The organism is Massilia oculi (genome assembly GCF_017582745.1).
Lineage (GTDB): Bacteria > Pseudomonadota > Gammaproteobacteria > Burkholderiales > Burkholderiaceae_D > Telluria > Telluria oculi_A.
This window is the reverse complement of the sequence record NZ_JAFVIM010000003.1, coordinates 145,153-165,893: the sequence shown is the minus strand read 5'-3', so window position 1 is coordinate 165,893 and position 20,741 is coordinate 145,153. Positions and strand designations below refer to the sequence as shown.

Genomic DNA, 20,741 nt, shown 5'->3' with positions numbered 1-20,741 from the left:
CCTCGTCGAGCGGGCGCCATCGTTCACATTGGCGTGTACAAGAATATTCCTGCTACACGGCATGTCAAGCGGAATATTGCAGCTATGACAAAGGCATACCTATGCCAACGCGGCAGTATCGCGCAGGCCGGTGGAACCGGTCTTGATGCAACTTGGAGAATGTCCTGGTCAGCGCGCCTTGTCGGTGATCGCCTGGCTGGCCGAGCGCCAGCGCGCGGCGACGAAGATGGCGGCCGCGGCAAGCGACCACAGCAGGGTTGGCCCCCAGGTGTCTGCCAGGCTGTCGCCGCGCATCAGGTCGATCGCGCACAGCAGCAGGAACATGGTGGCGGCGGCCAGCAGGTACTGGCCGATCCAGTGGAATAGAGGACGGGATGCAGGACGCATGAAACGGATTCCTTTCAACGGCGGTCGAGATAACGGCGCAGGATGCCGGCCAGCGCCAGCGGCTGGTCGATCATCAGGAAGTGGCGAGACGGCGCGATCGGCACCACCTCGACCGATGGAATCCCTTCGACCAGCATCCGGTAGTGCTCGACCTTGTCGTTGACCGTCAGCGCATCCTGAGCCGCATCGTACTGGTAAACAGGCGCCACGACCAGCACCGGGGCGCTGATTTTCGACAGGCCTGGGCGCAGGTCGAGCGCGAGCAGGTCGGCCACGTAGGCGCCGACTGCCTCGCGGTCGCTGCGCAGCAGCAGCGGCGTGATGTCGTCGGCCTTGCCGATGTCGAGCACGCCCTGGCCGCGCATGTACTGGCGCTGCTCGGCGGCATAGGCATCCGGCCGGCTGGCCGCCATGCGGGTGCGCACATTGATCGCCGCCTGCGGGCGCTGCTGCGGCGGCATGTTCTCGGTGCCGGGGAAGACCGGCAGGCCGTCCAGCGCCACCACGCCGCCGATGCCGTTGCCCAGGTCCTGGGCCACGGCATAGGCCAGCGTGCCGCCCAGGCTGTGACCGACGATGACCGGCTTGTCCAGTTTGCGCTCGGCGATCAGGCCGCGCAGCGCGGCGCGCGCGCTTTCGAACGGCGCCCAGTCGGGAGATCCGCTTGGCGCCGGACGGCCGTCGAAGCCGGGCAGGGTGACCACGTAGAGCGTGAACTCGTCCTTGAACTGGCGGATCGTCTCCTGCCATACCCAGGGGCCGCTGGCCAGGCCTGGAACAAGGATCACGGGCCGGCCGCGACTACCATGGCGCTCGACCAGCAGGCCGCCGGATTCGAAGCGTTCGGCAGGTTCGATGGTGGCGGCGAAACGATTGGCGACAGGCGCCGCCGGGGGCGAGACCTGCGCCTGGGCCTGGACGATGGAAGTCGCGCCGAGCGCGAGCACAAACAACAGGGAAGCTTTCTTCATGCGGTCTCCTGATCGGGGGAAAAGATGGCTTCGACCGGCAGGCCGAACAACCGTGAAATGGCGAAGGCGAGCGGCAGGCTGGGGTCGTAGCGCCCGGTCTCGATCGCGTTGATGCTCTGGCGCGAGACGTCCAGGCGTTCGGCCAGGTCGGCCTGGCTCCAGCCGTGTTCGGCGCGCAGCTCGCGGATGCGGTTCTTCATCGCTGGCGCAGCGCCCGCACCGTGCAGACCAGGGCGGTGGTCGCCCCGAGCACCATCCAGACCGCGAACATCGACAGGCGCGGGTAGCCGGCGGTCTCGAGGAAGCCGTAGCTGAAGGTGAGCCCGGCGGTAAGCGCGGCGGCCAGCGCGAACGATTCGAGCAGGTAGCGGCGCAGATATTCGTCGACCCGATTCAGGTGGCGCGCGATGGCCCACAGCATGAGGCAGAATCCCAGCATCGGCGACAGCAGGACTACGGTGCGCAGTACGCCTTCCTCCATTGGCCGGCCGTAGCGGATGGTCGCTACCAGCAGGATCGCGTACACCGCGAAGGAGATGCCGAGTTCGCGCAGGTAAGCCTTGCCGACCCGTCTTTCATGCGTGTTTGCTTTCATCGTCCGAACCTCATGTAGTAAAGGATGCTTTACATCGTAGGCCCGTAGAGGCGCCATGTCAAGCATCCTTTACATCGCCTTTGGCTGCCCGAACTCGACTACAATGCTGGTCCTTCTTTGCCTTACCCCGCACCGTCATGACCCAGTCTTCCATTTCCTCCAAGCGTGTCGCCGTGATCGGCGGCGGCCCCGCCGGGCTGATGGCGGCCGAGGTGCTGGCGCAAGGCGGCGCGCAGGTCGACGTCTACGATGCGATGGCCAGCGTGGGCCGCAAATTCCTGTTGGCGGGGAAGGGTGGCATGAATATCACGCATTCCGAACCCTATCCCGATTTCGTGCGCCGCTACGGCGCGCGGCAGGACGAGGTGGCGCGCTGGCTGGACGGCTTCGACGCCGACGCCGTCCGCGCCTGGATCCACGACCTCGGCATCGAGACTTTTATCGGCACCTCGGGCCGGGTTTTCCCGCGCGAGATGAAGGCCGCGCCATTGCTGCGCGCCTGGCTGCACCGCCTGCGCGACGCCGGCGTACGCTTCCACATGCGCCACCGCTGGCTGGGCTGGCAGGATGGCCGGCTGCGCCTGGCCACGCCGGAGGGCGAGCGCCTGGTCGAGGCCGACGCCACGATCCTGGCGCTGGGCGGCGCCAGCTGGGCGCGGCTCGGCTCGGACGGGGCCTGGCAGCCGCTATTGGCCGAACGCGGGGTTGCGTTGTCCCCGCTGGCGCCCGCCAACTGCGGCTTCGACGTCGGCTGGAGCGAGCATTTCAGCAGCCGTTATGCCGGAGAACCCCTGCTCACGGTGGCCGCCGGTTGCCAGGACCAGGATGGCGGAATTGCCTGGCGCAAGGGCCAGTTCGTCATCACCGCGGGCGGCGTCGAGGGCAGCCTGGTGTACGCGCTGTCGGCGCCGCTGCGCGACGCGATCGCGCGCGATGGCAGCGCCACCCTCTGGCTCGACCTGGCCCCCGACCACGATGCCGACAGGGTATTCGACGAAGTGACGCGCCCGCGCGGTTCGCGCTCGATGTCGAGCCACCTGCAAAGCCGGCTCGGCATCAAGGGCGTCAAGGCCGGGCTGCTGCACGAATGCCTGTCGCGCGAGGACTATGCCGATCCCGCGCGCCTGGCCGCGGGCATCAAGCGCCTGCCGCTCAAGCTGCTGCGCACGCGCCCGATCGACGAAGCGATCAGCAGCGCCGGCGGCGTGCGCTTCGATGCGCTGATGGATGACACCGCGATGCTGGCTGCGCTGCCCGGCACCTTCGTGGCGGGCGAGATGGTCGATTGGGAAGCGCCGACCGGCGGGTATCTGCTCACCGCCTGCTTCGCCAGTGGCCGCGCCGCGGGACGCGATGCGCTGGCGTGGCTGGAGCGGGCCGGCGCTTGAGCGGGTAATTGAACACCAACGGTGCGCATGCCGTTCGTGGATTGGCGTAGGCTGAATCGTTCTTCTCGCAGCCTTGCCCAGGAGCGGACCATGTCGAGCACGCCTACCGAGCCGAGCGAACAGGAGCCGATGCGTATTCCTGTCGTCGAGGAGCAGCTTGCGGTCGGTACCCGCATGGTGGATACCGGCCGCGGCGTACGCATCCACAAGACCGTTACCGAACATCCCGTTACCGTCGACGAGCGGCTGCTGCGCGAGGAGCTGCGCATCGAACACGTTCCGGTCGACCGCATCGTCGGCGCCGACGAGGCGTCCGGTCACCGCCATGAAGGCGACACCCTGGTCATTCCCGTGCTCGAGGAAGTGCTGGTGGTCGAGCGCAAGGTCCGCATCAGGGAAGAACTGCACATCACCCGAGTCCGGCACGAGGAGCGTCACCTTGATACCGTTCCGCTCAAGGCGGAACGGGTCGAGGTCGAACGTTTCGACGAGACCGGCCATTCGGGCGCCTGAAGTCATCACCCAAGGAGGCACATCATGCACCATACGCTAGTCGCGGTTTTCGACAACCGCACCGACGCGCAAAGCGCGTACGACCAGCTGCTGTCTTCCGGTTTCAGCCGCGACAGCGTGCGGCTTTCCGACGCCAATGCCGCCTCTGGCGGCGCCGCCACTGCCGAAGGCATCGGTACGGGCATCAAGCACTTCTTCCAGGACCTCTTCGGCGACGAGCACAAACACCACGCGAGCCGCTACGAAGGCGCGCTCGCGCGAGGGCAGCACGTAGTGACGCTGAGCGCCGATTCGCTGCCCGACGTCGAGCGCGCCGCCGACGTCGTCGAAGCGTTCGGGCCGGTCGACATCGACGAGCATTCGGAAGGCGTCGCTACGCCGGGCGCGCTGCTGACGGGCGCCGGGTCCAGGCAGGGTACGACGCAGGGCGCGGCGCTATCGAGCCAGTCGGCGGCCGGCCAGTTGCAGGGCGGCGCCAGCGGCGCTTCGCTGCAGCGGGATACGTCGACCAGCGCGACCATCCCGGTGGTCGAAGAGCAGCTGCGGGTCGGCAAGCGCGAAGTCCAGCGCGGCGGCCTGCGCATCTTCTCGCGCATCGTCGAGACGCCGGTGCACGAAACCATCGGCCTGCGCGAAGAACACGTCGACGTCCAGCGGCGCAAGGTGGACCAGCCGATCAGCCCGAGCGATGCGGCGGCATTCAAGGAACAGACCATCGAGATGCGCGAGAGCGCCGAGGAGGCCGTGGTCGAGAAATCCGCCCGCATCACCGAGGAAGTCTCGATCGGCAAGCAGGTCAGCGAACGCCAGCAGCAGATCGACGACACGGTGCGCCACACCGAGGTGGACGTGGAACGGCTTGGCACGAGCATGGGCGACGACGAGCGCTACTACCGCGAGCACTTCAAGCTGACCTATGGCGCGAGCGGCGGCGCATACGACGACTATGCGCCGGCCTACCTTTACGGCTCGCAGATCGCGGGCAGCGGCAGGTACGCGGGGCGCCGGTGGGAAGAGATCGAGCCCGAGCTGCGCACCGACTGGGAAAAGCGTCATGGCGGCGTCTCGACCTGGGAAAAGATGAAGTCGGCCGTGCGCCACGGATGGGACCGCATGACGGGCAAACTCGGAACCTGAACCGAGCCGGCATGTGACATTCCGTGATCAATGGGGCCGGGCTGCGCGGTAACATGGGCTTTTGTTGCCTGGCCATCCCATGAAATCGATTCGTGTACTGACAGTTGCCGCGCTGCTGGCGTTCTTCAATGCGACCGCAACCGCCTCCATGCAGTGCGGCGAACCATGCCATACCCTCGTGCGCGAGGCCCACGTGCTCGAGGGGCAGGGCAAATACCAGGAAGCGCTGGACAAGTACAAGGCCGCCGAAAAGGCCGATCCGCAGGCCTCGCTGCCGGTGTCGCTGCAGGCCGGCCTGATGCTCAAACTGTCCAGCGTGGCCCCGAAAGACAAGGCGGCGCAGGTGCGCCGGACGGCGCGCGCGCTGGCCGAGCGCGCGACCACGCTTGCCGCCGACGATCCGATCGCGCACGAGGTCTTGCGCATGCTGGACGACGGCGGCGCCTCGCCCCTGCACACGCCGAATCCTCGCGCCGCGAGGCTGCTGGCTGAAGGCGAGGCCCTGTTCGCGCAGCGCAAGCCGAAGGAATCCCTGCTCAAGTACGAAGCGGCGATAGAGGCCGACCCCAAGGCGTCGAGCGCCTGGGTGGGGGCCGGGGACTGTTACTTCGTCCAGGGCGACTGGCCGCGCGCCGAGGCGCTGTTCCGGCGCGCCACCGAGATCGAGCCGAAGAATGCGCAGGCGTGGCGCTTCCTGTCCGATGCCTTGCTGGCGCAAGGCCAGCGCGGGCCGGCCGAAACGGCCTTGTATGCGTCGATCGCGGCCGATCCATCGCAGCGCCCGAGCTGGGGCAAGCTGGCCAGGTTGCGCGCCGCCGCCGGCCTGCCGCTCAAGTCGCTGGCGTTCAGGCGCGGCGTGCGCGTGGAGCAGGGGGCGGACGGCAAGTACACGATCCAGGTCGACGAGTCGGCCGCAGGCCAGGCCGACACCCCGAACTATGCCATGCGTCTCCTGCTTGGATTCAGCGAGTCGAACCAACGCCAGTCCGAAAATGCCGGCAGCAAGTCGCCCTTCGAGATCGAACTCGGCGCATGGCGTACCGCGCTGAAGGTCATGGACGAGACCACTGCGCTCGGCAGCCAGCGCGTGACCGACCCCGCGCTGCTGGAGATGCAGGCGCTGGGAAGGGATGGGCAACTGGAACCGGCGATCCTGCTGCTCATGTTCCGCCAGGCGTATCGCCCGGCGCTGGAAGCCTGGCTGGAGGCCAATCCGGGCGGCGTCAAAGGGTTCATCGATCGCTACGGTCTTCGGCCTTGATTCATTGGTAGTAAGCGAACGGCTGCGCACGCCCCCTTTGGGTATAGTGCGGCCATGCCTTCACCCGACAAACATCCCACTACGCCCGACGGGCGGTATTTCGTCGTCTCGGGCCGCCTGTGGCGAGCCAGTAATCCCGGCCTTGCCCCGGACGAGCGCCAGCAGCTGGTCGACCGGCTCATGAAGGCGCGCCGGGACGTCGGCGCCGCCCTGAAGGCGCGCGACGGCAATGCCGAGCGGACCGCGCGCCAGGCGGTCGACGCGGCCAAGCGCGCGCTGGGAGAACGTGGGCCGGTGTGGTGGACCGATGGCGCGCCGGATTTCAATCGGCGGATCGTGGCGAATACGCCGTACGCGGCGTGGTTCGCGTCGCTCCAGGCCTGAAGGCGAAGATCAGTCGCTGACCTTGCCGCGCAAGGCCTTGGTCTGGCTGCTGCGCGCCTTAGCGTCCAGGCGCCGCAGTTGCGACCCACGCGTCGGCCGGGTAGGGCGGCGCGTCACCGGCACGATCGACGCCTTGTCGACCAGCTCCTGCAGGCGGCGCAGGGCGTCTTCCTTGTTCTGTTCCAGGCTGCGCGACTGCTGCGCCTTGAGTACCAGCACCCCTTCCTGCGTGATACGGGCGTCGCTCGACGCCAGCAGGCGTTCCTTGACGTGCTGCGGCAGCGACGAGGCGCCGATGTCGAATCGCGCATGCACGGCGCACGAAACCTTGTTGACGTTCTGGCCACCCGGACCCTGGGCCCGGATTGCGCTGAATTCGACTTCGAGAGGATTGATGACGGCCATGCCGGCATTGTAAACCGGCCGCTTGCCTGCACGGAACGCGAAGATGTTAGAAAATAGAGGGTTCCGTCTCATCTTCATCGACTTTCATGACCAATTCTGCATCCTTGTCAGGCGCCCGACGCGCCGACATCAACCTGCGGCCCTTCGGCGTCGCGTTCGTGCTCATCGTCCTCGGCGCCTGGTACCTGACGCAGGTCGTCGGCCCGCGCCAGGCCGCGCTCTATGTGGTCGGCGCGCTGCTGGGCGTGGCCCTGTACCACGCGGCGTTCGGCTTCACGTCGGCCTGGCGCGTGTTCATCGCCGACGGCCGCGGCGATGGCCTGCGCGCGCAAATGCTGATGCTGGCCGTTGGCGTCGTGCTGTTCTTCCCGGCGCTCGCCGCCGGCACGCTGTTCGGCAACCCGGTCACCGGGCTGGTGCAGCCGGCCGGCACGTCGGTCGTCGTTGGCGCCTTCATCTTCGGCATCGGCATGCAGCTGGGCGGCGGTTGCGCCTCGGGCACGCTGTACACGGTCGGCGGCGGCAGCACGCGCATGATCGTCACGCTGATCTTCTTTATCGTCGGTTCGCTGATCGGCACTGCCCACATGCCGTTCTGGACCGCGATGCCACAGCTGCCGCCGCTGTCGGCGGTCAAGGAACTGGGCCTGGCCCCGGCGCTGGCGCTGAACCTGGTCGTGTTCGCGCTGATCGCGGCCGCCACGGTCGTGGTCGAAAAGCGCCGCCACGGCCGCCTGGTAATGGGGCAGTCGCAGCCGACCGGCGGCGCGCGCTGGCTGCGCGGCCCGTGGCCGCTGGTGGCCGGCGCGCTGGCGCTGGTCGTGCTCAACTTCGCCACCCTGGCCCTGTCGGGACGTCCATGGGGCGTGACCTCCGCGTTCGCGCTGTGGGGCGCCAAGGCGGCATCCGTCGTCGGCATCGACGTCGCCAGCTGGACCTACTGGTCGAGCGGCGCCAACGCCGCCGCGTTGGCCGCGCCGGTCTGGAAGGACGTGACGTCGGTGATGGACATCGGCATCGTGCTCGGCGCGATGGTCGCGGCTGCGCTGGCCGGCCGCTACGCGCCGGTGTGGCGCCTGCCATTGCGCTCGCTGATCGCGGCGATCGTCGGCGGCCTGCTGCTCGGCTACGGCGCGCGCCTGGCCTATGGCTGCAATATCGGCGCGTATTTCAGCGGGATCATCTCGGGTAGCCTGCATGGCTGGCTGTGGCTGGTGCTTGCGTTTGCCGGCAATGTCGTCGGTACGCGCTTGCGGCCCTTGTTCGGGCTGGAAGTGGAGCGCGTGAAACCGAGCGGTTGCTGAGTGGGCGTACGGCGGGCCGGTCTGACCATGCACTTAGTAAGTTGACAGAAAAAAGATAGCTCAGCATACTGTCGCAGCTACTTTCTCCGACCGACCATGAATTCACTGCCTTCCGTCACCGATCCCACGTTTCGCGAAAAGCTGCGCGAGGCTCGCGAAGCACGCGGCCTCTCACAGTACGCGTTGGCGAAGCTGGCCGGTATAGCAGGCGTCATGCCCAAGCGCTACGAGGATGCGTCCGACTGCTACGCCACTCTGCCGAACGTCAGCACATGGAATAAGCTGAATGCGGTTCTATTCCCAACCGCGGCGCAGCCGAATACAGGGCCGGGCAATGCTCCTGGGGGTACCGATGTCGAGCCACGCAACTTATTAGCGGAGGCGACTATCGAGGACATCGTCGCTGAGCTCAAGCGGAGGGGAGCCTCGGCTGTCGTCATCAATTGGTGATTACTTGACTAATTACGTATATTAGTGAGATGCTATGTTTGTGCTGCGTGGAGTGATTGCTCCCCGGGCCTCCAAACGATAGGGCATAAAATATGGGTACCTCCAAAACAGCACTCGAAGCGATCTGGAATCACATCGCTCATGCATGCGATGGCATCCGGCTGGAAACGCCTGCGAAAAAGTCCGCATTCACAGTGTCCGAAGTGCGGGCGGACGAGCTCGTCATTATCTTGAGTTCGGATAACACCATGAAGATCGGCAAGGCCGCGTTCGAGGACGCGCTCCGTTACCTTCTCGAGAACGGACATCACGACGGAGCGCGTTGCCAGATCCAGTCCAGTTCGGACCATGAGCGGGCCGGGCCCCTGTGCCGAGCAGTACGCACTAACGGAACGCGCAATATCACCTATGTGCTGCCGATCCTCGAAAGAATGGGATTGGTCGGTATTGATGCAGGCACTTCCCGCGATGATGTCAGCAAGGCCTGGTACATCGCCTGATACCAACTGACCACTTGAGGGGTGGTCTGATACCTTGATCCATCATCCTCCTGCTCAGCCATCGGACGTTGCTGCAATGATTTTTCCAACTTACGCCAACCTCGAATCCCGCACCAATGACGCGCAACCGCGCATCATGTTCACATCCGGTTCGCTTCAACCGCTCGGCAACCCCAGACACTACAAGTACATCTGGCAGGTATTCAGCACTGATTCACCCTATGAGGGCGACGAGTTCTTCGAGCGGGCGCCGCGGCTTTGCAATGCAGAGTTCGAAAAGGAGAAGGTCCGCCTTATCGACCAAGGCATGTCATGCCTGGTGTACGGTTTTCGCCTGCCGCGCCGGGATCCAGCAAGCCCATGGGATCTTTCTCACGCTAGATGGATAGGTAGGGAGTTCGCGCCCTCCTGGGATGACGACACGGACCCAGTCGTCTCCGGAGGCCACAAATGACTGGAGCCGCGCCAGCGCACGACTTCTTGTGCGAAGTGGCCGACCTGGCCAGCTTCATCGACGACGTACTCGTTATGCCGCGGGGGAGCCGCTGGCACTGGCCTACGTATTATTTGTTCTATGTCGAGGTCGATCGGCTACAGGGCCTGCTCATTCGGACTCGATTGCTGTTCGAAACACCCTGCGTCGAGCTTGGGGAGCCGTCCGCCGGGCGGGAAGAAGTGGATGGCGCCAACCAATTGTTCGCACAGCTCGACCAGCGCCAGCAGGCAGTCGTCGATTGGCTGTCACAGATGTTGCGGAATACCCGGATCGCGACCGGACCTGCTGCGGCACACGAACGGCTCGAAGCCCATTTCCATCCAAAGAGCGGCTGGTATCAGTTGTTCAGGCAGCGCCATTCTGTCGGCCGAGTGTCGGCAGACGGCGCGATGCTGGAGCGCGCGGTCCTTGGCATCGACACCGGCAGTTCTCGCGGGCATATTTCGTACTCAAGCGCCGAATCGATGATCCGGCATCAGTCATTCGATCTTCATGCGCCGGGAATAAAAGCAGCGTTGATGCATGCGGCCGAACATGCGGAATGGCGCCTAGGACAGACCCTAACCGCGATGGCCGCGCTGCTCGCCGGGCACTGCACGATAGAGGACCTGCTGCATCCCTCGTCGCGCTAACAGCTACCGTGCGAGTTTGCAATGAGCAGGTCCTGCATTTTGCTGCAGCGATTTGTCTGCCAGCTTGTGCAGATGCATCGGAGCGATTGCTAAACCGATCGGGTGACTGCTGGGCCTGCCGACCCAGCACCATGCGGTTCCTGGCTAAATGTGCGGGAGTCGTTCACGATACTTGTATGACAATATTCCTGATGCCACCAGATCGACGAGCACAAGCCAGTGTGGGAAGGGCACATCGTCAGCAATGAAAAGAAACTCCATCGTGACACTAAGAACGATCAGAATAATAACCGTCCAAGCGATCCAGTGAATGAATTCAATCGGAAGCGAAAGCCCTCCGGAGCTGGCATGCTCATCGGCCTTGTAGTTTGCAGAGAGCACGGAACGGCAGTGCGGGCATATCTGGGCAAGCATTGATGTCTGCTCACGACAATAAGGGCATTTCATCGTTATAGATTCTTTGTGGAAACGTGCGTGGTCAGTTTAGCATAATCCTGCCTCGGGCTGACGCCCTCCGGCCTGCTCTGGCGCTATGTTAGAAGGGTGGGCCAGGAACGCTGGATCAGTTCTCAATCAGTTCTACACGTTCACCGAATCCAGCGTATTCATGGAATATATCGTCGAGGTATATGGCGATATCCCGCGCATCCAGTTCGGCAGGGATGACCAGCTCATCCACCCTTGCACGCTTGCCTGATTCCGAGCGATAAGCAACCCAGCCCTCATCCTCCCGCCGCACTTCGATATGAAACCTGCCATAGATGCTGAACTTCATATCGTCCGCCCTCCATCGCGACCCTGGCCGCCTAATCGTGGTAACTCACGCTCCCGCTCCCCGCCCGGCTCGTGCTGCGCTCCCCCGGATTCCCATACACCTCAACGTCGCCACTGCCGCTGAGCGACACTTTCACCTTGCTACGCGCCTGCACCGCGCTGTCGCCCGAGCCGCTCTGGCTCAACGTGACTTCCTCGGCCCGCAAGTGCTCGGCATCGAGGTGCCCCGAGCCGGTGGTACTGGCATCGAGCTCACGCGCCGTGCCGACCACGGTGATGCGCCCCGATCCCATCAACCGCGTCTCGACCCGGTCCATGGCGGCGCCGCCGTTCACGTCCAGGTCGCCGCTGCCGGAGAGGCCCACCTTGGCGGTGCGGAAGCGCCCGTTGAAGCGCACGCTGCCCGAGCCATTCAGTTGGACGGCGATCTCGTCGCCGGAGAAGCCATTGATGCTGCTGTCGCCGCTGCCGTCGATCCGCACCGAGCTCAAGGCAGGCAAGGTCAGGTCGACGGTCAGCGGTTCGCGGTGGCGCAGCACCATGCCGCGGATGCCGATGCGCAGCACATTGCCGTCGCCCTGGACCTCGACGTTGCCCAGCATGCGCTGCTCGCCGCTGACCTGCAGCGACGGCGTGGCGCCATAGCGCAGGTTCAGGTCGATCGGGCCGTCGACCTCGACGATGTCGACGCCGGCGGGTACGGTGCGCCGGTCCTGCGCCACTTCGCGCCGCTCGGCGGCGGTGCTGACGCCGGTGGCGCGCAGCATGCTGTAGCTCAGCGCCACCAGCACGGCGGCCAGCAGCAGCAGGGCGAATCCGATTCTCATCAAGGCGCGCATGGTGTCCTTATCCCTTCAGCAGCGACAGGTTCATGTTCACGTAGCGGCGGATGCCCAGCAGCGTGTACTTGGTGAGCACGATCGACAGCAGGAACAGCGCGATGCCACCCAGGATCAGCGCACAGCCGAGCGCCACCTGCGTGGTGCGCGAGCCGGGATCCAGCTCGGTCGTGATCTGGATCTTGCGTTCCGCCACCGCCTCGGCCCCGCGCATGAAGCGCGAGTTGCGGTCGTCGCGCTCGGCGCGCGTCTGGGTATTTTCCTCGTCGGCATCAGGCGCCGGTTCGTCGAACACGTGAATGCCGTTGGCGCCGATCGTGACCCGGGTCTGCGATTCGACCGCTTCGCCGTCGTCGCTGATCACCATGCGGGTGAGCGGGGCGCTCAAAATGAGTTCATTCGAGCCGGCCAGCCCGCTGGCGGTCACGGCGATGCCCGAGACGTAGACGCCGAAGGCCGACAGGTACAGCGACATCAGCAGCGAAGCGAACACCGCGGCCGGGATCAGCATGAATAGATTGAAAATCAACAGGCCGATGCCCGAGACGACCGTGCGCGCGATATTGCCCGACGGCTTCTTGTCCTTGTTGCCGTCCTTCAGGTCGGCCAGGTGGGCGCTGGTGCGCAGGGTCACCGCGACCTGGCGCGGATCGCCCAGCTCGGCGGCCACCTCGTGTTCCGGCCGGCCGGCGGCGCTGCCGTCGACGAAGCGCTGCTCGTACCAGGCCAGGGTCCTGGCCTGGGTTTCCGGCGGCAGGCCCATCAGGGCCCGCTTGAGCGCATCGAGGTATTCCAGCTTGCCCATGTAGTTGCGGCGCTCCGTCAGTGGTGGCCGAGGGCCGGGATGGAGCCGATCGCCAGGACGGTCGCATGCGCCGAGCCGCCGATCAGTTCGGGCTTCACCAGCACCAGGGTGCTCAGCGCCACGATGGCGAGAATGGCAACGGCATGCAGGCCGAGACGGGGTTTCATAGTCATTTCCATAAGACGGGTTTTGATGCTGCTACCTTACGGAATCGCTTGATGCGGCGCCATCGGCGTGCGACAGGCTGCGCTTTTCGCGGGGCAGGGCGCCGTAGGCGCGGATGGCCGTTGCTGCCGCCTGGCCGCTGCGCACCGCCGTCTCCAGGGTGGCCGGGTAGTCGCTGGCCGTGTAATCGCCGGCCAGCACCAGGCCGGGCAGGGCGGTGGTGTTGCCTGGGCGCACTAGTGCAGGTGTGCAGCTGAAGGTCGCGCGTTTCTCGGTGATCAGCTGGGTCCAGCTTGGAGTGGCTAGTTCCGGCCGCCCGAAATCCTCGGCCAGCTGGGATGCGATGGCGGCTGCCAGCTGTTCGCGCGGCAGGCTCGCCGCCTCGGCGGCGGCGCTCACCACCACCGCCAGCAGGCCGTCCTGGGCCCCATCCAGCTGGGCGCGGTCGAATACGAACTGGCCCCAGCGGTTTGCCGCAGGGTCGTCCAGCAGGGCGTAGAACGGCAGCGCCAGCCGGGTGCCGGGCGCGTATTGCAGGTAGCAGGTGGCGATCGGCTCGTGGGTGAAGGCGTCCAACTGGGCGGCCAGCGCCGCGGCCTCGGGCAACCCCGCCAGCAGCGCGGCGCTCACCGGCGCCGGGGTGGCCAGCACCACCGCGTCGAAGCGCTCGGCCGGGGCATCGCCGCCGGGTTCCACCAGCCAGCCGCCGCCGTCGGGCTTGAGGCCAGCGACCTTCACGCCCAGACGGACGGCATGACCCTGGCGTTCGAGCCAGGCGCCGGCGGGCTCCGGGAACAGCGCCCCCATCGGCAGCCGTGGCAGCAGCATGTCGGAGGCTGCGCGCCTTTTGGCGCCCAGGCTGTCGCGCAGCACGGCCAGGAATACATTGGCCGAGGCCCGTTCCGGTGGCGTGTTCAGGGCCGCGATGCACAGTGAACGCCACATCAGCCGGGTCAGGCGCTCGGTCTGGTCGAAGCGGGCCAAGAGCTCGAGCACCGTGCAGTCGTTGTCGAGCTGCCAGCCCATCCAGCGCCCGGCGCTGTTGAAGCGGGCCAGCGCCAGCTTGTCGGCGCGGTCCAGGCCCTTCGCGCGCAGCAGGGCGAACGCCAGGTGCAGCGGCGCCGGCAGGCGTGGTGCGGCGAAATCCATGCCGTCGCCGCCCTCGGGATAGCGCATCTGGACCGGCAGGCGCAGGAAAGCGGTCGTTTCGTCGACGCCCACCTTTTTCATGAGGCGCAGTGATTCGCGGTAGGCGCCCAGCAGGATGTGCTGGCCGTTGTCCAGGGCCAATCCGCGCACCTCGACGCCGCGCGCCCGGCCGCCCAGGCTGCGTGCGGCCTCATACAAGGTCACCTGGCAGCCCTGGCGCGCCAGCTCCACCGCCGCTGCGCAACCGGCCCAGCCGCCGCCGGCGACTGCGACCCGCAATTCAGGTGCGGACATAGGTCTTCCACGCCAGCCAGAGCTTACGCAGCGGCGTGAGCGAAATGCGCTGGTTGAGCACGTGGAAGCCGTCGCGCTGGATCTCGTCCAGCAGGGTGCGGTAGATGGCGGCCATCATCAGGCCGGGACGCTGGGCGCGCCGGTCTTCCTTCGGTAGCAGGGCCAGGGCCTCGTCGTAGACGGCTTGCGCGCGCTCGGCCTGGAAGCGCATCAGCGCCTCGAACTTGTCGCTGTGCTGCAGCTTGAGCAGGTCGTTGGCGGTGACGCCGAACTGCTGCAGCTCGTTGACCGGCAGGTAGATGCGGCCCTTGCGCGCATCGTCGCCGACGTCGCGGATGATGTTCGTCAGCTGGAAGGCCAGGCCGAGCTTTTCGGCATAGGCCAGTGTCCGCGGATTGGTGTAGCCGAAGATGCTGGCCGACAGGATGCCGACCACGCCCGCCACGTGCCAGCAATAGCGCTGCAGGCCCGGATAGTCGAGGTAGCGGCTCTGGTCGAGGTCCATCTCCATGCCGTCGACGATGGCCAGCAGGTGTTTTTCTTCCAGTTGATAAGTGGCGATGTGCGGCTGCAGAGCCAGCATCACCGGATGGGTCGGGGTGCCCGAGTACATCTTCGAGACCTCGGTGCGCCACCAGGCCAGCTTGATGCGCGCCACCGAGCCGTCGGTGGCCTCGTCGACGGTGTCGTCGACTTCGCGGCAGAAGGCGTACAGCGCCGTGATCGCGCGCCGGCGCTCGGGCGGGAGGAACAGGAAGCTGTAGTAGAAACTGGAGCCGCTTTGGACGGTCTTTTGCTGGCAGTATTCGTCTGGAGACATGAAATTGTCGTGTAATGCTGGTCGGGGCGCGGCCGAATCCGGGTATGCCGCGCAGTCAATCCGCTATCTTAGCCGATGAGTGTGAAATCGGGGTTGCTCGAAGGGTTACTACATGCGCAAGGCGCCCCAGCCGACCATGAACCAGTCGGGCGCCGACAGCACCGGGCGGCGGCGGAACACGTCGTAGCCGGCCTGCTCGATGCGGTCGAGGATGCGCAGGCCGCCGTGGACGATCATCCTCAGCTCCCAGCCGATCCGGCCCGGCAGGCGCTTGGCCAGCGGGGCGCCCGACAGCATCAGCGCACGGGTGCGCTCGACCTCGAAGCGCATCAGGGCCTGGAACGGCGCATCGACCGTGCCGGCGCGCAGCGCCGCCTCGCTCACCTTGAAGCGGGCCAGGTCTTCCAAAGGAATGTAGATGCGCCCCTTCTCCAGGTCGATCGCCACGTCCTGCAGGAAGTTCGTCAGCTGCAGCGCACTGCAGATGGCGTCGGAGTCGCGCACATTATCGGCGTCGTCGGCGCCGTACAGCGCCAGCATCAGGCGCCCGACCGGATCGGCCGAGCGGCGGCAATAATCGAGCAGGCTGGCATAGTCGGCATAGCGCTGGGTGACGACATCCTGCTTGAAGGCCGACAGCAGGTCGCGCATCGGGTCCAGCCGCAGGCGGTATTGGGCGACGACGCCGGCCAGGCGCGCGAACATCGGGTCCGACGACGTCGCGCCGACATCGATCTGGTCCAATTCGCGTTCGTAGGCTTCGAGGGCGGCCAGACGCTCGTCGGGCATCGCCTTGCCTTCGTCCGCCAGGTCGTCGGCGCTGCGGGCGAAGGCATAGATCGCCTCGACCGCCGGCACCAGGCGGCGCGGCAGCAGGATCGAGGCGACAGGAAAGTTTTCGTAGTGGTCTACGGCCATTTTGGACGGATGACTCTAAAGTCACCTGATTTATCTATTTGCATGATTATAATTGCTGGAATACAAACTGGCGCTAATGTGACCCTACTGCGCAGCCAGCTCCGGCCCGAGACGCCGCAAGATCAGCCAAAGGATTGCCACTGTGTTTTCCCGATTTTCTTCTTCTGCCCTGCGCGCGGCCGTGCTGGCGCCGCTTGCCGCCGCCGCCCTGGTTGCCTGTTCCAAGCCTGCCCCACCTCTTGAGGACGTGCGTCCGGTCCGCGTGGTCACCCTGGCGTCCGACACCGCGGGCGAGCGCCTGGAATTCTCGGGCGACGTGCGCCCGCGCTACGAATCGCAACTCGGTTTCCGGGTCGGCGGCAAGATCGTCGAACGCAAGGTGGACGTCGGCGCCACCGTCAAGCGCGGCGACGTGCTGATGCGGCTCGACCCGCAAGACCTGCGCCTGGCCGAAAGCCAGGCCCGCGCCACCCTGCGCGCCGCCGAGACCGAGCGCGACCTGGCTAGAGCCGACTACAAGCGCCACGTCGACCTGCGCGCCCAGAATTTCGTCAGCCAGGCCGTGCTCGACACCAAGCAGAGCGCCCTGAAGGCGGCCCAGGCCAATGTCGACGCCGCCCGCGCCGGCCTGCGCGGCCAGGCCAACCAGTCCAACTATACGAACCTGGCGGCCGACGCCGACGGCGTGGTGACCGCGATCGAGGCCGAAGTGGGGCAGGTGGTGCAGCCCGGCAGCCCGGTGGTGCGGGTGGCGCGAACCGTCGAGAAGGAAGTGGTGATCGGCATCCCCGAAGACAAGGTCGGGCAGCTGCGCGCGGCCAGCGACGTCACCGTGCGGCTGTGGGCCAACGAGGCGGTGGCGATCCCCGGCAAGATCCGCGAAGTCTCGCCGGTGGCCGATCCGGCCACCCGCACCTATACGGTCAAGGTGGCCATTCCTGAGAATGCCGAGGTACGCCTGGGCATGACCGCGACCGTCGAACTGGCGACCGGCGGCAATGGCGCGGCCGGCCTGCGCCTGCCCTTGAGCGCGCTGGTCCAGCACAAGGGCGCCAGCTCCGTCTGGATCGTCGAGAACGGCGCCGTCAAGCTGGTGCCGGTGCAGGTGGTGGGCCAGGTGCGCAATGACGTGCTGGTCACGGGCCAGGTCGCCGCCGGCCAGAACGTCGTCACCGCCGGCGTCAACCTGCTGAAGAATGGCCAGAAGGTGCGCATCCTCACCGCCGACGTCTCGCGTCGCGCCGACACCGAAGCGATCGTGTCGGGCGAGGTCGGCAAATGAAGGGGTTTAATCTTTCGCGCTGGGCGCTGGAGCACATCCCGCTCACGCGTTTCCTGATCGCCGCCTGCATGCTGTTCGGGATCCTCAGTTATTTCGAGCTGGGCCAGGACGAGGATCCGCCCTTCACCTTCCGCGCGATGGTGGTGCGCGCCGTCTGGCCGGGCGCCACCGCGCTGCAGATGGCCGAGCAGGTGACCGACCCGCTCGAGCGCAAACTCCAGGAGACGCCCTACATCCACACGATCCGCAGCTTTTCCAAGCCGGGCGAGACCACCATCATCCTCGAGCTGCGCGAATCGACGCCGCCGTCCGAGACGGCGCCGGCCTGGTACCAGGTGCGCAAGAAGATCGGCGACATCGCCGGCACCCTTCCGCAAGGCGTGATCGGGCCATTCTTCAACGATGAATTCGGCGACACCTACGGGTCCATCTTCGCGCTGTCGGGCGACGGCTTCACTTACGCCGAGATGCGGGACTATGCCGACTTCGTACGCCAGCAAATGCTGCGCGTGCCGCTGGTGGCCAAGGTCGAGCAGTTCGGCGTGCAGAGCGAGAAAGTCTATATCGAGTTCTCGAGCAAGAAGTTCGCCCAGCTGGGCGTGCCCTTCGAGCAGATCGTCAACCAGATCGCGACCCAGAACCAGGTGGAAGCGAGCGGGGTGCTGGTGACGGCGACCGACAACCTGCAGGTGCGGGTCACGGGCGCCCTGCGCACGCTGGGCCAGATCGAAGACCTGCAATTGCGCGCGGGTGGCACCACCTTCCGCCTGGGCGACTTCGCCACCGTCAAGCGCGGCTACCAGGATCCGCCGGCGGACAAGATGCGCTTCAACGGCAAGGAGGTCATCGGCCTGGGCGTGTCGATGCAGAAGGGCGGAAACATCATCACCATGGGCGAAGGCTTGAGCGAGACCGTGGACCGCATCCGCTCCCAGCTCCCGGTCGGCATCGAACTCGAACGGGTGGCCGACCAGCCGGAGGCGGTGACGGCCTCGGTGGGCGAATTCGTCAAGGTGCTGATCGAGGCGGTGGTGATCGTGCTGATCGTGTCCTTCCTGGCCCTGGGCCTGCATACCAAGCCGAAGTGGCGGGTGGACGTGTATCCGGGCCTGGTGGTGGCGCTGTCGATCCCGCTGGTGCTGGCGATTACCTTCCTGTTCATGCGCATGCTGGACATCTCGCTCCATAAAATCTCGCTCGGCGCCCTGATCATCGCCCTCGGCCTGCTGGTGGACGACGCCATCATCGCGGTGGAGATGATGGTGCGTAAGATGGAAGAGGGTTTATCTCGCTTCGAGGCGGCGACGTTCGCCTATACCTCGACCGCGATGCCGATGCTGACCGGGACCCTGATCACGGCGGCGGGCTTCCTGCCGATCGGCCTGGCCGAATCGGCGGCCGGCGAATATACGTTTACGATGTTTTCGGTGAACGGGCTGGCGCTGCTGATCTCGTGGGTGGTGGCTGTCACGTTCACACCTTACATCGGCTTCCTGCTCTTGAGGGTGAAACCGCATGCCGCCGGGGAGGGCGGTCATCACGACGTCTTCGACACGCCCGGCTACCAGCGCTTCCGGCGCCTGGTGAACCGCTGCGTCGAGTGGCGCAAGACCACCATCGCGCTGAGCCTGGGCGTGTTCGCGCTGGGTGTGTTCGGCTTCAATTTCATCGAAAAGCAGTTCTTCCCGGATTCGAGCCGCCCCGAGCTGATGGTGGAGCTGTGGTCGCCCGAAGGCACGAGCTTTGCCGCCAACGAAGCCGTCGTGAAGCGCTTCGAGGCCTTCCTGGCCAAGCAGGAGGGCGTGCAGAGCGTGACGAGTTACGTCGGCACCGGCAGCCCACGCTTCTATCTGCCGCTGGACCAGATCTTCCCGCAGTCGAACGTGTCCCAGTTGGTGGTGCTGCCCGTCGATACCGAGGCGCGCGAGCGCCTGCGCATGAAAATCATCGAAGTATTCAAGACCGACTTCCCCGAGGTGCGTGGCCGGGTAAAGCTGCTGCCGAATGGGCCGCCGGTGCCGTATCCGGTGCAGTTCCAGGTGCTGGGGCCGGACATCGGCGTGGTGCGCACCATCGCCGACCAGGTCAAGGAAGTCATGGCCGCCAACCCGAACACGCTGGGCGTGAACGACAACTGGAACGAATCGGTCAAGGTGCTGCGCCTGGACCTCGACCAGGACAAGCTGCGCGCGCTGGGCGTGACCTCGCAGGCAGTACGGCGGGTGGTGCAGACCACCCTGACCGGCACCCCGATCGGCCAGTTCCGCGAATCGAACCGCCTGATCGACATGGTGGTGCGCCAGCCGTTCGAGGAGCGTTCGACCATCACGCGCCTGCAGGAAGCGCTGGTGCCGACCGCCGGCGGCCGCGCCGTCACCATCGGCCAGGTCGCGCGGGTGCAGTTCGTGTGGGAGCCGGGCGTGGTGTGGCGCGAGGGCCGCGAGTGGGCGATCATGGTGCAGTCCGACGTGGTCGAGGGCATTCAGGGGCCGACCGTGACCGACCAGGTCGATGCCAAGCTGGCCGACATCCGCGCCAAGCTGCCGGCCGGCTACCGCGTGACGGTGGAGGGCGCCGCGGCCGACAGCTCCGAGGCCGAGGCCTCGATCATGGCCAATGTGCCGCTGGTGCTGTTCATCACCTTCACCTTGCTGATGCTGCAGCTGCACAGCTTCTCGCGTTCGCTGCTGGTGTTCCTCACCGGCCCGCTGGGCGTGGCGGGCGCGGCGATGGCGCTGTTGATCCTGGACCGGCCGTTCGGCTTTGTCGCCAACCTGGGCGTGATCGCGCTGTTCGGGATGATCATCCGGAATTCGGTGATCCTGGTGGACCAGATCGAGCATGACATCGCGAACGGCAGCCATCCGTGGGATGCGATCGTGGAATCGGCAGTGCGGCGTTGCCGGCCGATCCTGTTGACGGCGGCGGCTGCGGCGCTGGCCATGATCCCGCTTTCCCGGTCGACCTTCTGGGGCCCGATGGCGGTGGCGATCATGGGCGGATTGATCGTGGCGACGGCGTTGACCTTGTTGTTCTTGCCGGCGCTGTATGCGGCGTGGTTCCGCGTCAAGAAGCCGGAGCCGTGATTGGCAGGGGCAGGGTAGGGTGGACCGGGGCGCGTAGCCGGGTTCCCCGTCCACGCGTCCAATATACGGATGAGCTGCAATATTCATTGCGCGATACCCCGCACCGCTAAAAATGATGCCCAATAGTGTCAGAAATTCCAGTAAAATAATCGTTTGAAGTTGTAGCCCCTAAACATTGGAGTGCAG

The 20,741-nt window shown here is 65.9% G+C and carries 25 protein-coding genes; 12 read left to right on the top strand and 13 right to left on the bottom strand.

Annotation, left to right across the window (positions count from 1 at the left end; translation table 11 throughout):
* Window positions 1–168: 168 nt before the first annotated feature.
* From J3U95_RS04935 to J3U95_RS04920, 4 genes are read right to left on the bottom strand one after another with little or no spacing between them, the layout of a single operon-like run.
* A complete protein-coding gene (locus tag J3U95_RS04935; protein ID WP_208277528.1) occupies window positions 169–387 on the bottom strand; it encodes a hypothetical protein in 219 nt (72 codons plus the stop codon).
* Between the two features lie 14 nt (window positions 388–401).
* Window positions 402–1,358: an alpha/beta fold hydrolase gene (locus J3U95_RS04930; RefSeq protein ID WP_208277527.1), complete on the bottom strand. Its 957-nt coding sequence runs from the start codon at window positions 1,356–1,358 to the stop codon at window positions 402–404.
* Window positions 1,355–1,558 (bottom strand): helix-turn-helix transcriptional regulator, encoded by a 204-nt coding sequence (locus J3U95_RS04925; RefSeq protein WP_123071259.1) that lies wholly within the window; start codon window positions 1,556–1,558, stop codon window positions 1,355–1,357. Before J3U95_RS04925 ends, J3U95_RS04930 begins: the two co-directional genes overlap by 4 nt.
* Window positions 1,555–1,953 carry a hypothetical protein gene (locus J3U95_RS04920; RefSeq protein WP_208277526.1) on the bottom strand — a complete coding sequence of 133 codons (399 nt, stop codon included), beginning with the start codon at window positions 1,951–1,953 and terminating at the stop codon, window positions 1,555–1,557. The genes J3U95_RS04925 and J3U95_RS04920 overlap by 4 nt, the downstream gene beginning before the upstream one ends.
* Before the next feature lie 137 nt (window positions 1,954–2,090).
* Between J3U95_RS04920 and J3U95_RS04915 the strand changes: the two genes are divergently transcribed.
* The 5 genes from J3U95_RS04915 (at window position 2,091) to J3U95_RS04895 (ending at window position 6,636) form a co-directional block, all read left to right on the top strand.
* The gene (locus tag J3U95_RS04915; RefSeq protein ID WP_208277525.1) at window positions 2,091–3,341 is read left to right on the top strand and encodes a TIGR03862 family flavoprotein; all 1,251 of its coding nucleotides are present in this window, start codon (window positions 2,091–2,093) and stop codon (window positions 3,339–3,341) included.
* Between the two features lie 90 nt (window positions 3,342–3,431).
* Window positions 3,432–3,854: a YsnF/AvaK domain-containing protein gene (locus tag J3U95_RS04910; protein WP_208277524.1), complete on the top strand. Its 423-nt coding sequence runs from the start codon at window positions 3,432–3,434 to the stop codon at window positions 3,852–3,854.
* Window positions 3,855–3,878: 24 nt separating this feature from the next.
* Window positions 3,879–4,991 (top strand): YsnF/AvaK domain-containing protein, encoded by a 1,113-nt coding sequence (locus J3U95_RS04905; RefSeq protein ID WP_208277523.1) that lies wholly within the window; start codon window positions 3,879–3,881, stop codon window positions 4,989–4,991.
* A 79-nt stretch (window positions 4,992–5,070) separates the two neighbouring features.
* Window positions 5,071–6,252: a tetratricopeptide repeat protein gene (locus J3U95_RS04900; RefSeq protein WP_208277522.1), complete on the top strand. Its 1,182-nt coding sequence runs from the start codon at window positions 5,071–5,073 to the stop codon at window positions 6,250–6,252.
* 54 nt (window positions 6,253–6,306) lie between these two features.
* Entirely contained in the window at window positions 6,307–6,636 is a 330-nt protein-coding gene (locus tag J3U95_RS04895) for a hypothetical protein (RefSeq protein WP_208277521.1), read from the top strand.
* 9 nt (window positions 6,637–6,645) lie between these two features.
* Here J3U95_RS04895 and arfB read toward each other — a convergent pair whose 3' ends face one another.
* Window positions 6,646–7,041: an alternative ribosome rescue aminoacyl-tRNA hydrolase ArfB gene (arfB, locus tag J3U95_RS04890; RefSeq protein WP_208277520.1), complete on the bottom strand. Its 396-nt coding sequence runs from the start codon at window positions 7,039–7,041 to the stop codon at window positions 6,646–6,648.
* Window positions 7,042–7,127: 86 nt separating this feature from the next.
* On the opposite strand from arfB, the gene J3U95_RS04885 reads away from it, so the two are divergent.
* The 5 genes from J3U95_RS04885 to J3U95_RS04865 all read left to right on the top strand — a co-directional run bounded on the left by J3U95_RS04885 (window position 7,128) and on the right by J3U95_RS04865 (window position 10,423).
* The gene (locus tag J3U95_RS04885) at window positions 7,128–8,345 is read left to right on the top strand and encodes a YeeE/YedE family protein (RefSeq protein ID WP_208277519.1); all 1,218 of its coding nucleotides are present in this window, start codon (window positions 7,128–7,130) and stop codon (window positions 8,343–8,345) included.
* A 96-nt stretch (window positions 8,346–8,441) separates the two neighbouring features.
* Window positions 8,442–8,795 (top strand): helix-turn-helix domain-containing protein, encoded by a 354-nt coding sequence (locus J3U95_RS04880; protein WP_208277518.1) that lies wholly within the window; start codon window positions 8,442–8,444, stop codon window positions 8,793–8,795.
* Window positions 8,796–8,887: 92 nt separating this feature from the next.
* Window positions 8,888–9,295 (top strand): hypothetical protein, encoded by a 408-nt coding sequence (locus tag J3U95_RS04875; RefSeq protein WP_208277517.1) that lies wholly within the window; start codon window positions 8,888–8,890, stop codon window positions 9,293–9,295.
* Between the two features lie 76 nt (window positions 9,296–9,371).
* On the top strand, window positions 9,372–9,749 hold the full coding sequence (locus J3U95_RS04870; RefSeq protein WP_229519644.1) for a hypothetical protein: 378 nt from the start codon (window positions 9,372–9,374) through the stop codon (window positions 9,747–9,749).
* On the top strand, window positions 9,746–10,423 hold the full coding sequence (locus J3U95_RS04865) for a hypothetical protein (protein WP_208277516.1): 678 nt from the start codon (window positions 9,746–9,748) through the stop codon (window positions 10,421–10,423). The genes J3U95_RS04870 and J3U95_RS04865 overlap by 4 nt, the downstream gene beginning before the upstream one ends.
* A 144-nt stretch (window positions 10,424–10,567) precedes the next feature.
* Here J3U95_RS04865 and J3U95_RS04860 read toward each other — a convergent pair whose 3' ends face one another.
* From J3U95_RS04860 to hpnC, 8 genes are all read right to left on the bottom strand, one after another.
* Entirely contained in the window at window positions 10,568–10,837 is a 270-nt protein-coding gene (locus tag J3U95_RS04860) for a hypothetical protein (RefSeq protein ID WP_208277515.1), read from the bottom strand.
* A gap of 148 nt (window positions 10,838–10,985) precedes the next feature.
* Window positions 10,986–11,198, bottom strand: coding sequence for a DUF7661 family protein (locus J3U95_RS04855; RefSeq protein WP_208277514.1), 213 nt, complete (start codon window positions 11,196–11,198; stop codon window positions 10,986–10,988).
* Between the two features lie 31 nt (window positions 11,199–11,229).
* Window positions 11,230–12,024, bottom strand: a complete 795-nt coding sequence (locus tag J3U95_RS04850) for a head GIN domain-containing protein (protein ID WP_229519643.1) — start codon at window positions 12,022–12,024, stop codon at window positions 11,230–11,232.
* Window positions 12,025–12,043: 19 nt separating this feature from the next.
* Window positions 12,044–12,841, bottom strand: a complete 798-nt coding sequence (locus J3U95_RS04845) for a DUF1700 domain-containing protein (RefSeq protein ID WP_208277512.1) — start codon at window positions 12,839–12,841, stop codon at window positions 12,044–12,046.
* A gap of 17 nt (window positions 12,842–12,858) precedes the next feature.
* The gene (locus tag J3U95_RS04840; RefSeq protein ID WP_177185558.1) at window positions 12,859–13,008 is read right to left on the bottom strand and encodes a hypothetical protein; all 150 of its coding nucleotides are present in this window, start codon (window positions 13,006–13,008) and stop codon (window positions 12,859–12,861) included.
* Between the two features lie 31 nt (window positions 13,009–13,039).
* The gene (gene hpnE / locus J3U95_RS04835) at window positions 13,040–14,449 is read right to left on the bottom strand and encodes a hydroxysqualene dehydroxylase HpnE (protein WP_208277511.1); all 1,410 of its coding nucleotides are present in this window, start codon (window positions 14,447–14,449) and stop codon (window positions 13,040–13,042) included.
* Window positions 14,436–15,269, bottom strand: a complete 834-nt coding sequence (gene hpnD, locus J3U95_RS04830) for a presqualene diphosphate synthase HpnD (RefSeq protein WP_208277510.1) — start codon at window positions 15,267–15,269, stop codon at window positions 14,436–14,438. The genes hpnE and hpnD overlap by 14 nt, the downstream gene beginning before the upstream one ends.
* A gap of 108 nt (window positions 15,270–15,377) precedes the next feature.
* Window positions 15,378–16,187: a squalene synthase HpnC gene (gene hpnC / locus J3U95_RS04825; protein ID WP_208277509.1), complete on the bottom strand. Its 810-nt coding sequence runs from the start codon at window positions 16,185–16,187 to the stop codon at window positions 15,378–15,380.
* 142 nt (window positions 16,188–16,329) lie between these two features.
* Here hpnC and J3U95_RS04820 point away from each other — a divergent pair, with 142 nt between their 5' ends.
* A complete protein-coding gene (locus J3U95_RS04820) occupies window positions 16,330–17,469 on the top strand; it encodes an efflux RND transporter periplasmic adaptor subunit (protein ID WP_208277508.1) in 1,140 nt (379 codons plus the stop codon).
* A complete protein-coding gene (locus J3U95_RS04815; protein ID WP_208277507.1) occupies window positions 17,466–20,555 on the top strand; it encodes an efflux RND transporter permease subunit in 3,090 nt (1,029 codons plus the stop codon). Before J3U95_RS04820 ends, J3U95_RS04815 begins: the two co-directional genes overlap by 4 nt.
* Window positions 20,556–20,741: the final 186 nt, after the last annotated feature.

Excerpts from the sequence above, each read along its gene's own strand:
- J3U95_RS04935 (WP_208277528.1), bottom strand. The coding sequence starts at position 387 with ATGCGTCCTGCATCCCGTCCTCTATTCCACTGGATCGGCCAGTACCTG.
- J3U95_RS04930 (WP_208277527.1), bottom strand. The coding sequence starts at position 1,358 with ATGAAGAAAGCTTCCCTGTTGTTTGTGCTCGCGCTCGGCGCGACTTCC.
- J3U95_RS04925 (WP_123071259.1), bottom strand. The coding sequence starts at position 1,558 with ATGAAGAACCGCATCCGCGAGCTGCGCGCCGAACACGGCTGGAGCCAG.
- J3U95_RS04920 (WP_208277526.1), bottom strand. The coding sequence starts at position 1,953 with ATGAAAGCAAACACGCATGAAAGACGGGTCGGCAAGGCTTACCTGCGC.
- J3U95_RS04915 (WP_208277525.1), top strand. The coding sequence starts at position 2,091 with ATGACCCAGTCTTCCATTTCCTCCAAGCGTGTCGCCGTGATCGGCGGC.
- J3U95_RS04910 (WP_208277524.1), top strand. The coding sequence starts at position 3,432 with ATGTCGAGCACGCCTACCGAGCCGAGCGAACAGGAGCCGATGCGTATT.
- J3U95_RS04905 (WP_208277523.1), top strand. The coding sequence starts at position 3,879 with ATGCACCATACGCTAGTCGCGGTTTTCGACAACCGCACCGACGCGCAA.
- J3U95_RS04900 (WP_208277522.1), top strand. The coding sequence starts at position 5,071 with ATGAAATCGATTCGTGTACTGACAGTTGCCGCGCTGCTGGCGTTCTTC.
- J3U95_RS04895 (WP_208277521.1), top strand. The coding sequence starts at position 6,307 with ATGCCTTCACCCGACAAACATCCCACTACGCCCGACGGGCGGTATTTC.
- arfB (WP_208277520.1), bottom strand. The coding sequence starts at position 7,041 with ATGGCCGTCATCAATCCTCTCGAAGTCGAATTCAGCGCAATCCGGGCC.
- J3U95_RS04885 (WP_208277519.1), top strand. The coding sequence starts at position 7,128 with ATGACCAATTCTGCATCCTTGTCAGGCGCCCGACGCGCCGACATCAAC.
- J3U95_RS04880 (WP_208277518.1), top strand. The coding sequence starts at position 8,442 with ATGAATTCACTGCCTTCCGTCACCGATCCCACGTTTCGCGAAAAGCTG.
- J3U95_RS04875 (WP_208277517.1), top strand. The coding sequence starts at position 8,888 with ATGGGTACCTCCAAAACAGCACTCGAAGCGATCTGGAATCACATCGCT.
- J3U95_RS04870 (WP_229519644.1), top strand. The coding sequence starts at position 9,372 with ATGATTTTTCCAACTTACGCCAACCTCGAATCCCGCACCAATGACGCG.
- J3U95_RS04865 (WP_208277516.1), top strand. The coding sequence starts at position 9,746 with ATGACTGGAGCCGCGCCAGCGCACGACTTCTTGTGCGAAGTGGCCGAC.
- J3U95_RS04860 (WP_208277515.1), bottom strand. The coding sequence starts at position 10,837 with ATGCTTGCCCAGATATGCCCGCACTGCCGTTCCGTGCTCTCTGCAAAC.
- J3U95_RS04855 (WP_208277514.1), bottom strand. The coding sequence starts at position 11,198 with ATGAAGTTCAGCATCTATGGCAGGTTTCATATCGAAGTGCGGCGGGAG.
- J3U95_RS04850 (WP_229519643.1), bottom strand. The coding sequence starts at position 12,024 with ATGAGAATCGGATTCGCCCTGCTGCTGCTGGCCGCCGTGCTGGTGGCG.
- J3U95_RS04845 (WP_208277512.1), bottom strand. The coding sequence starts at position 12,841 with ATGGGCAAGCTGGAATACCTCGATGCGCTCAAGCGGGCCCTGATGGGC.
- J3U95_RS04840 (WP_177185558.1), bottom strand. The coding sequence starts at position 13,008 with ATGAAACCCCGTCTCGGCCTGCATGCCGTTGCCATTCTCGCCATCGTG.
- hpnE (WP_208277511.1), bottom strand. The coding sequence starts at position 14,449 with ATGTCCGCACCTGAATTGCGGGTCGCAGTCGCCGGCGGCGGCTGGGCC.
- hpnD (WP_208277510.1), bottom strand. The coding sequence starts at position 15,269 with ATGTCTCCAGACGAATACTGCCAGCAAAAGACCGTCCAAAGCGGCTCC.
- hpnC (WP_208277509.1), bottom strand. The coding sequence starts at position 16,187 with ATGGCCGTAGACCACTACGAAAACTTTCCTGTCGCCTCGATCCTGCTG.
- J3U95_RS04815 (WP_208277507.1), top strand. The coding sequence starts at position 17,466 with ATGAAGGGGTTTAATCTTTCGCGCTGGGCGCTGGAGCACATCCCGCTC.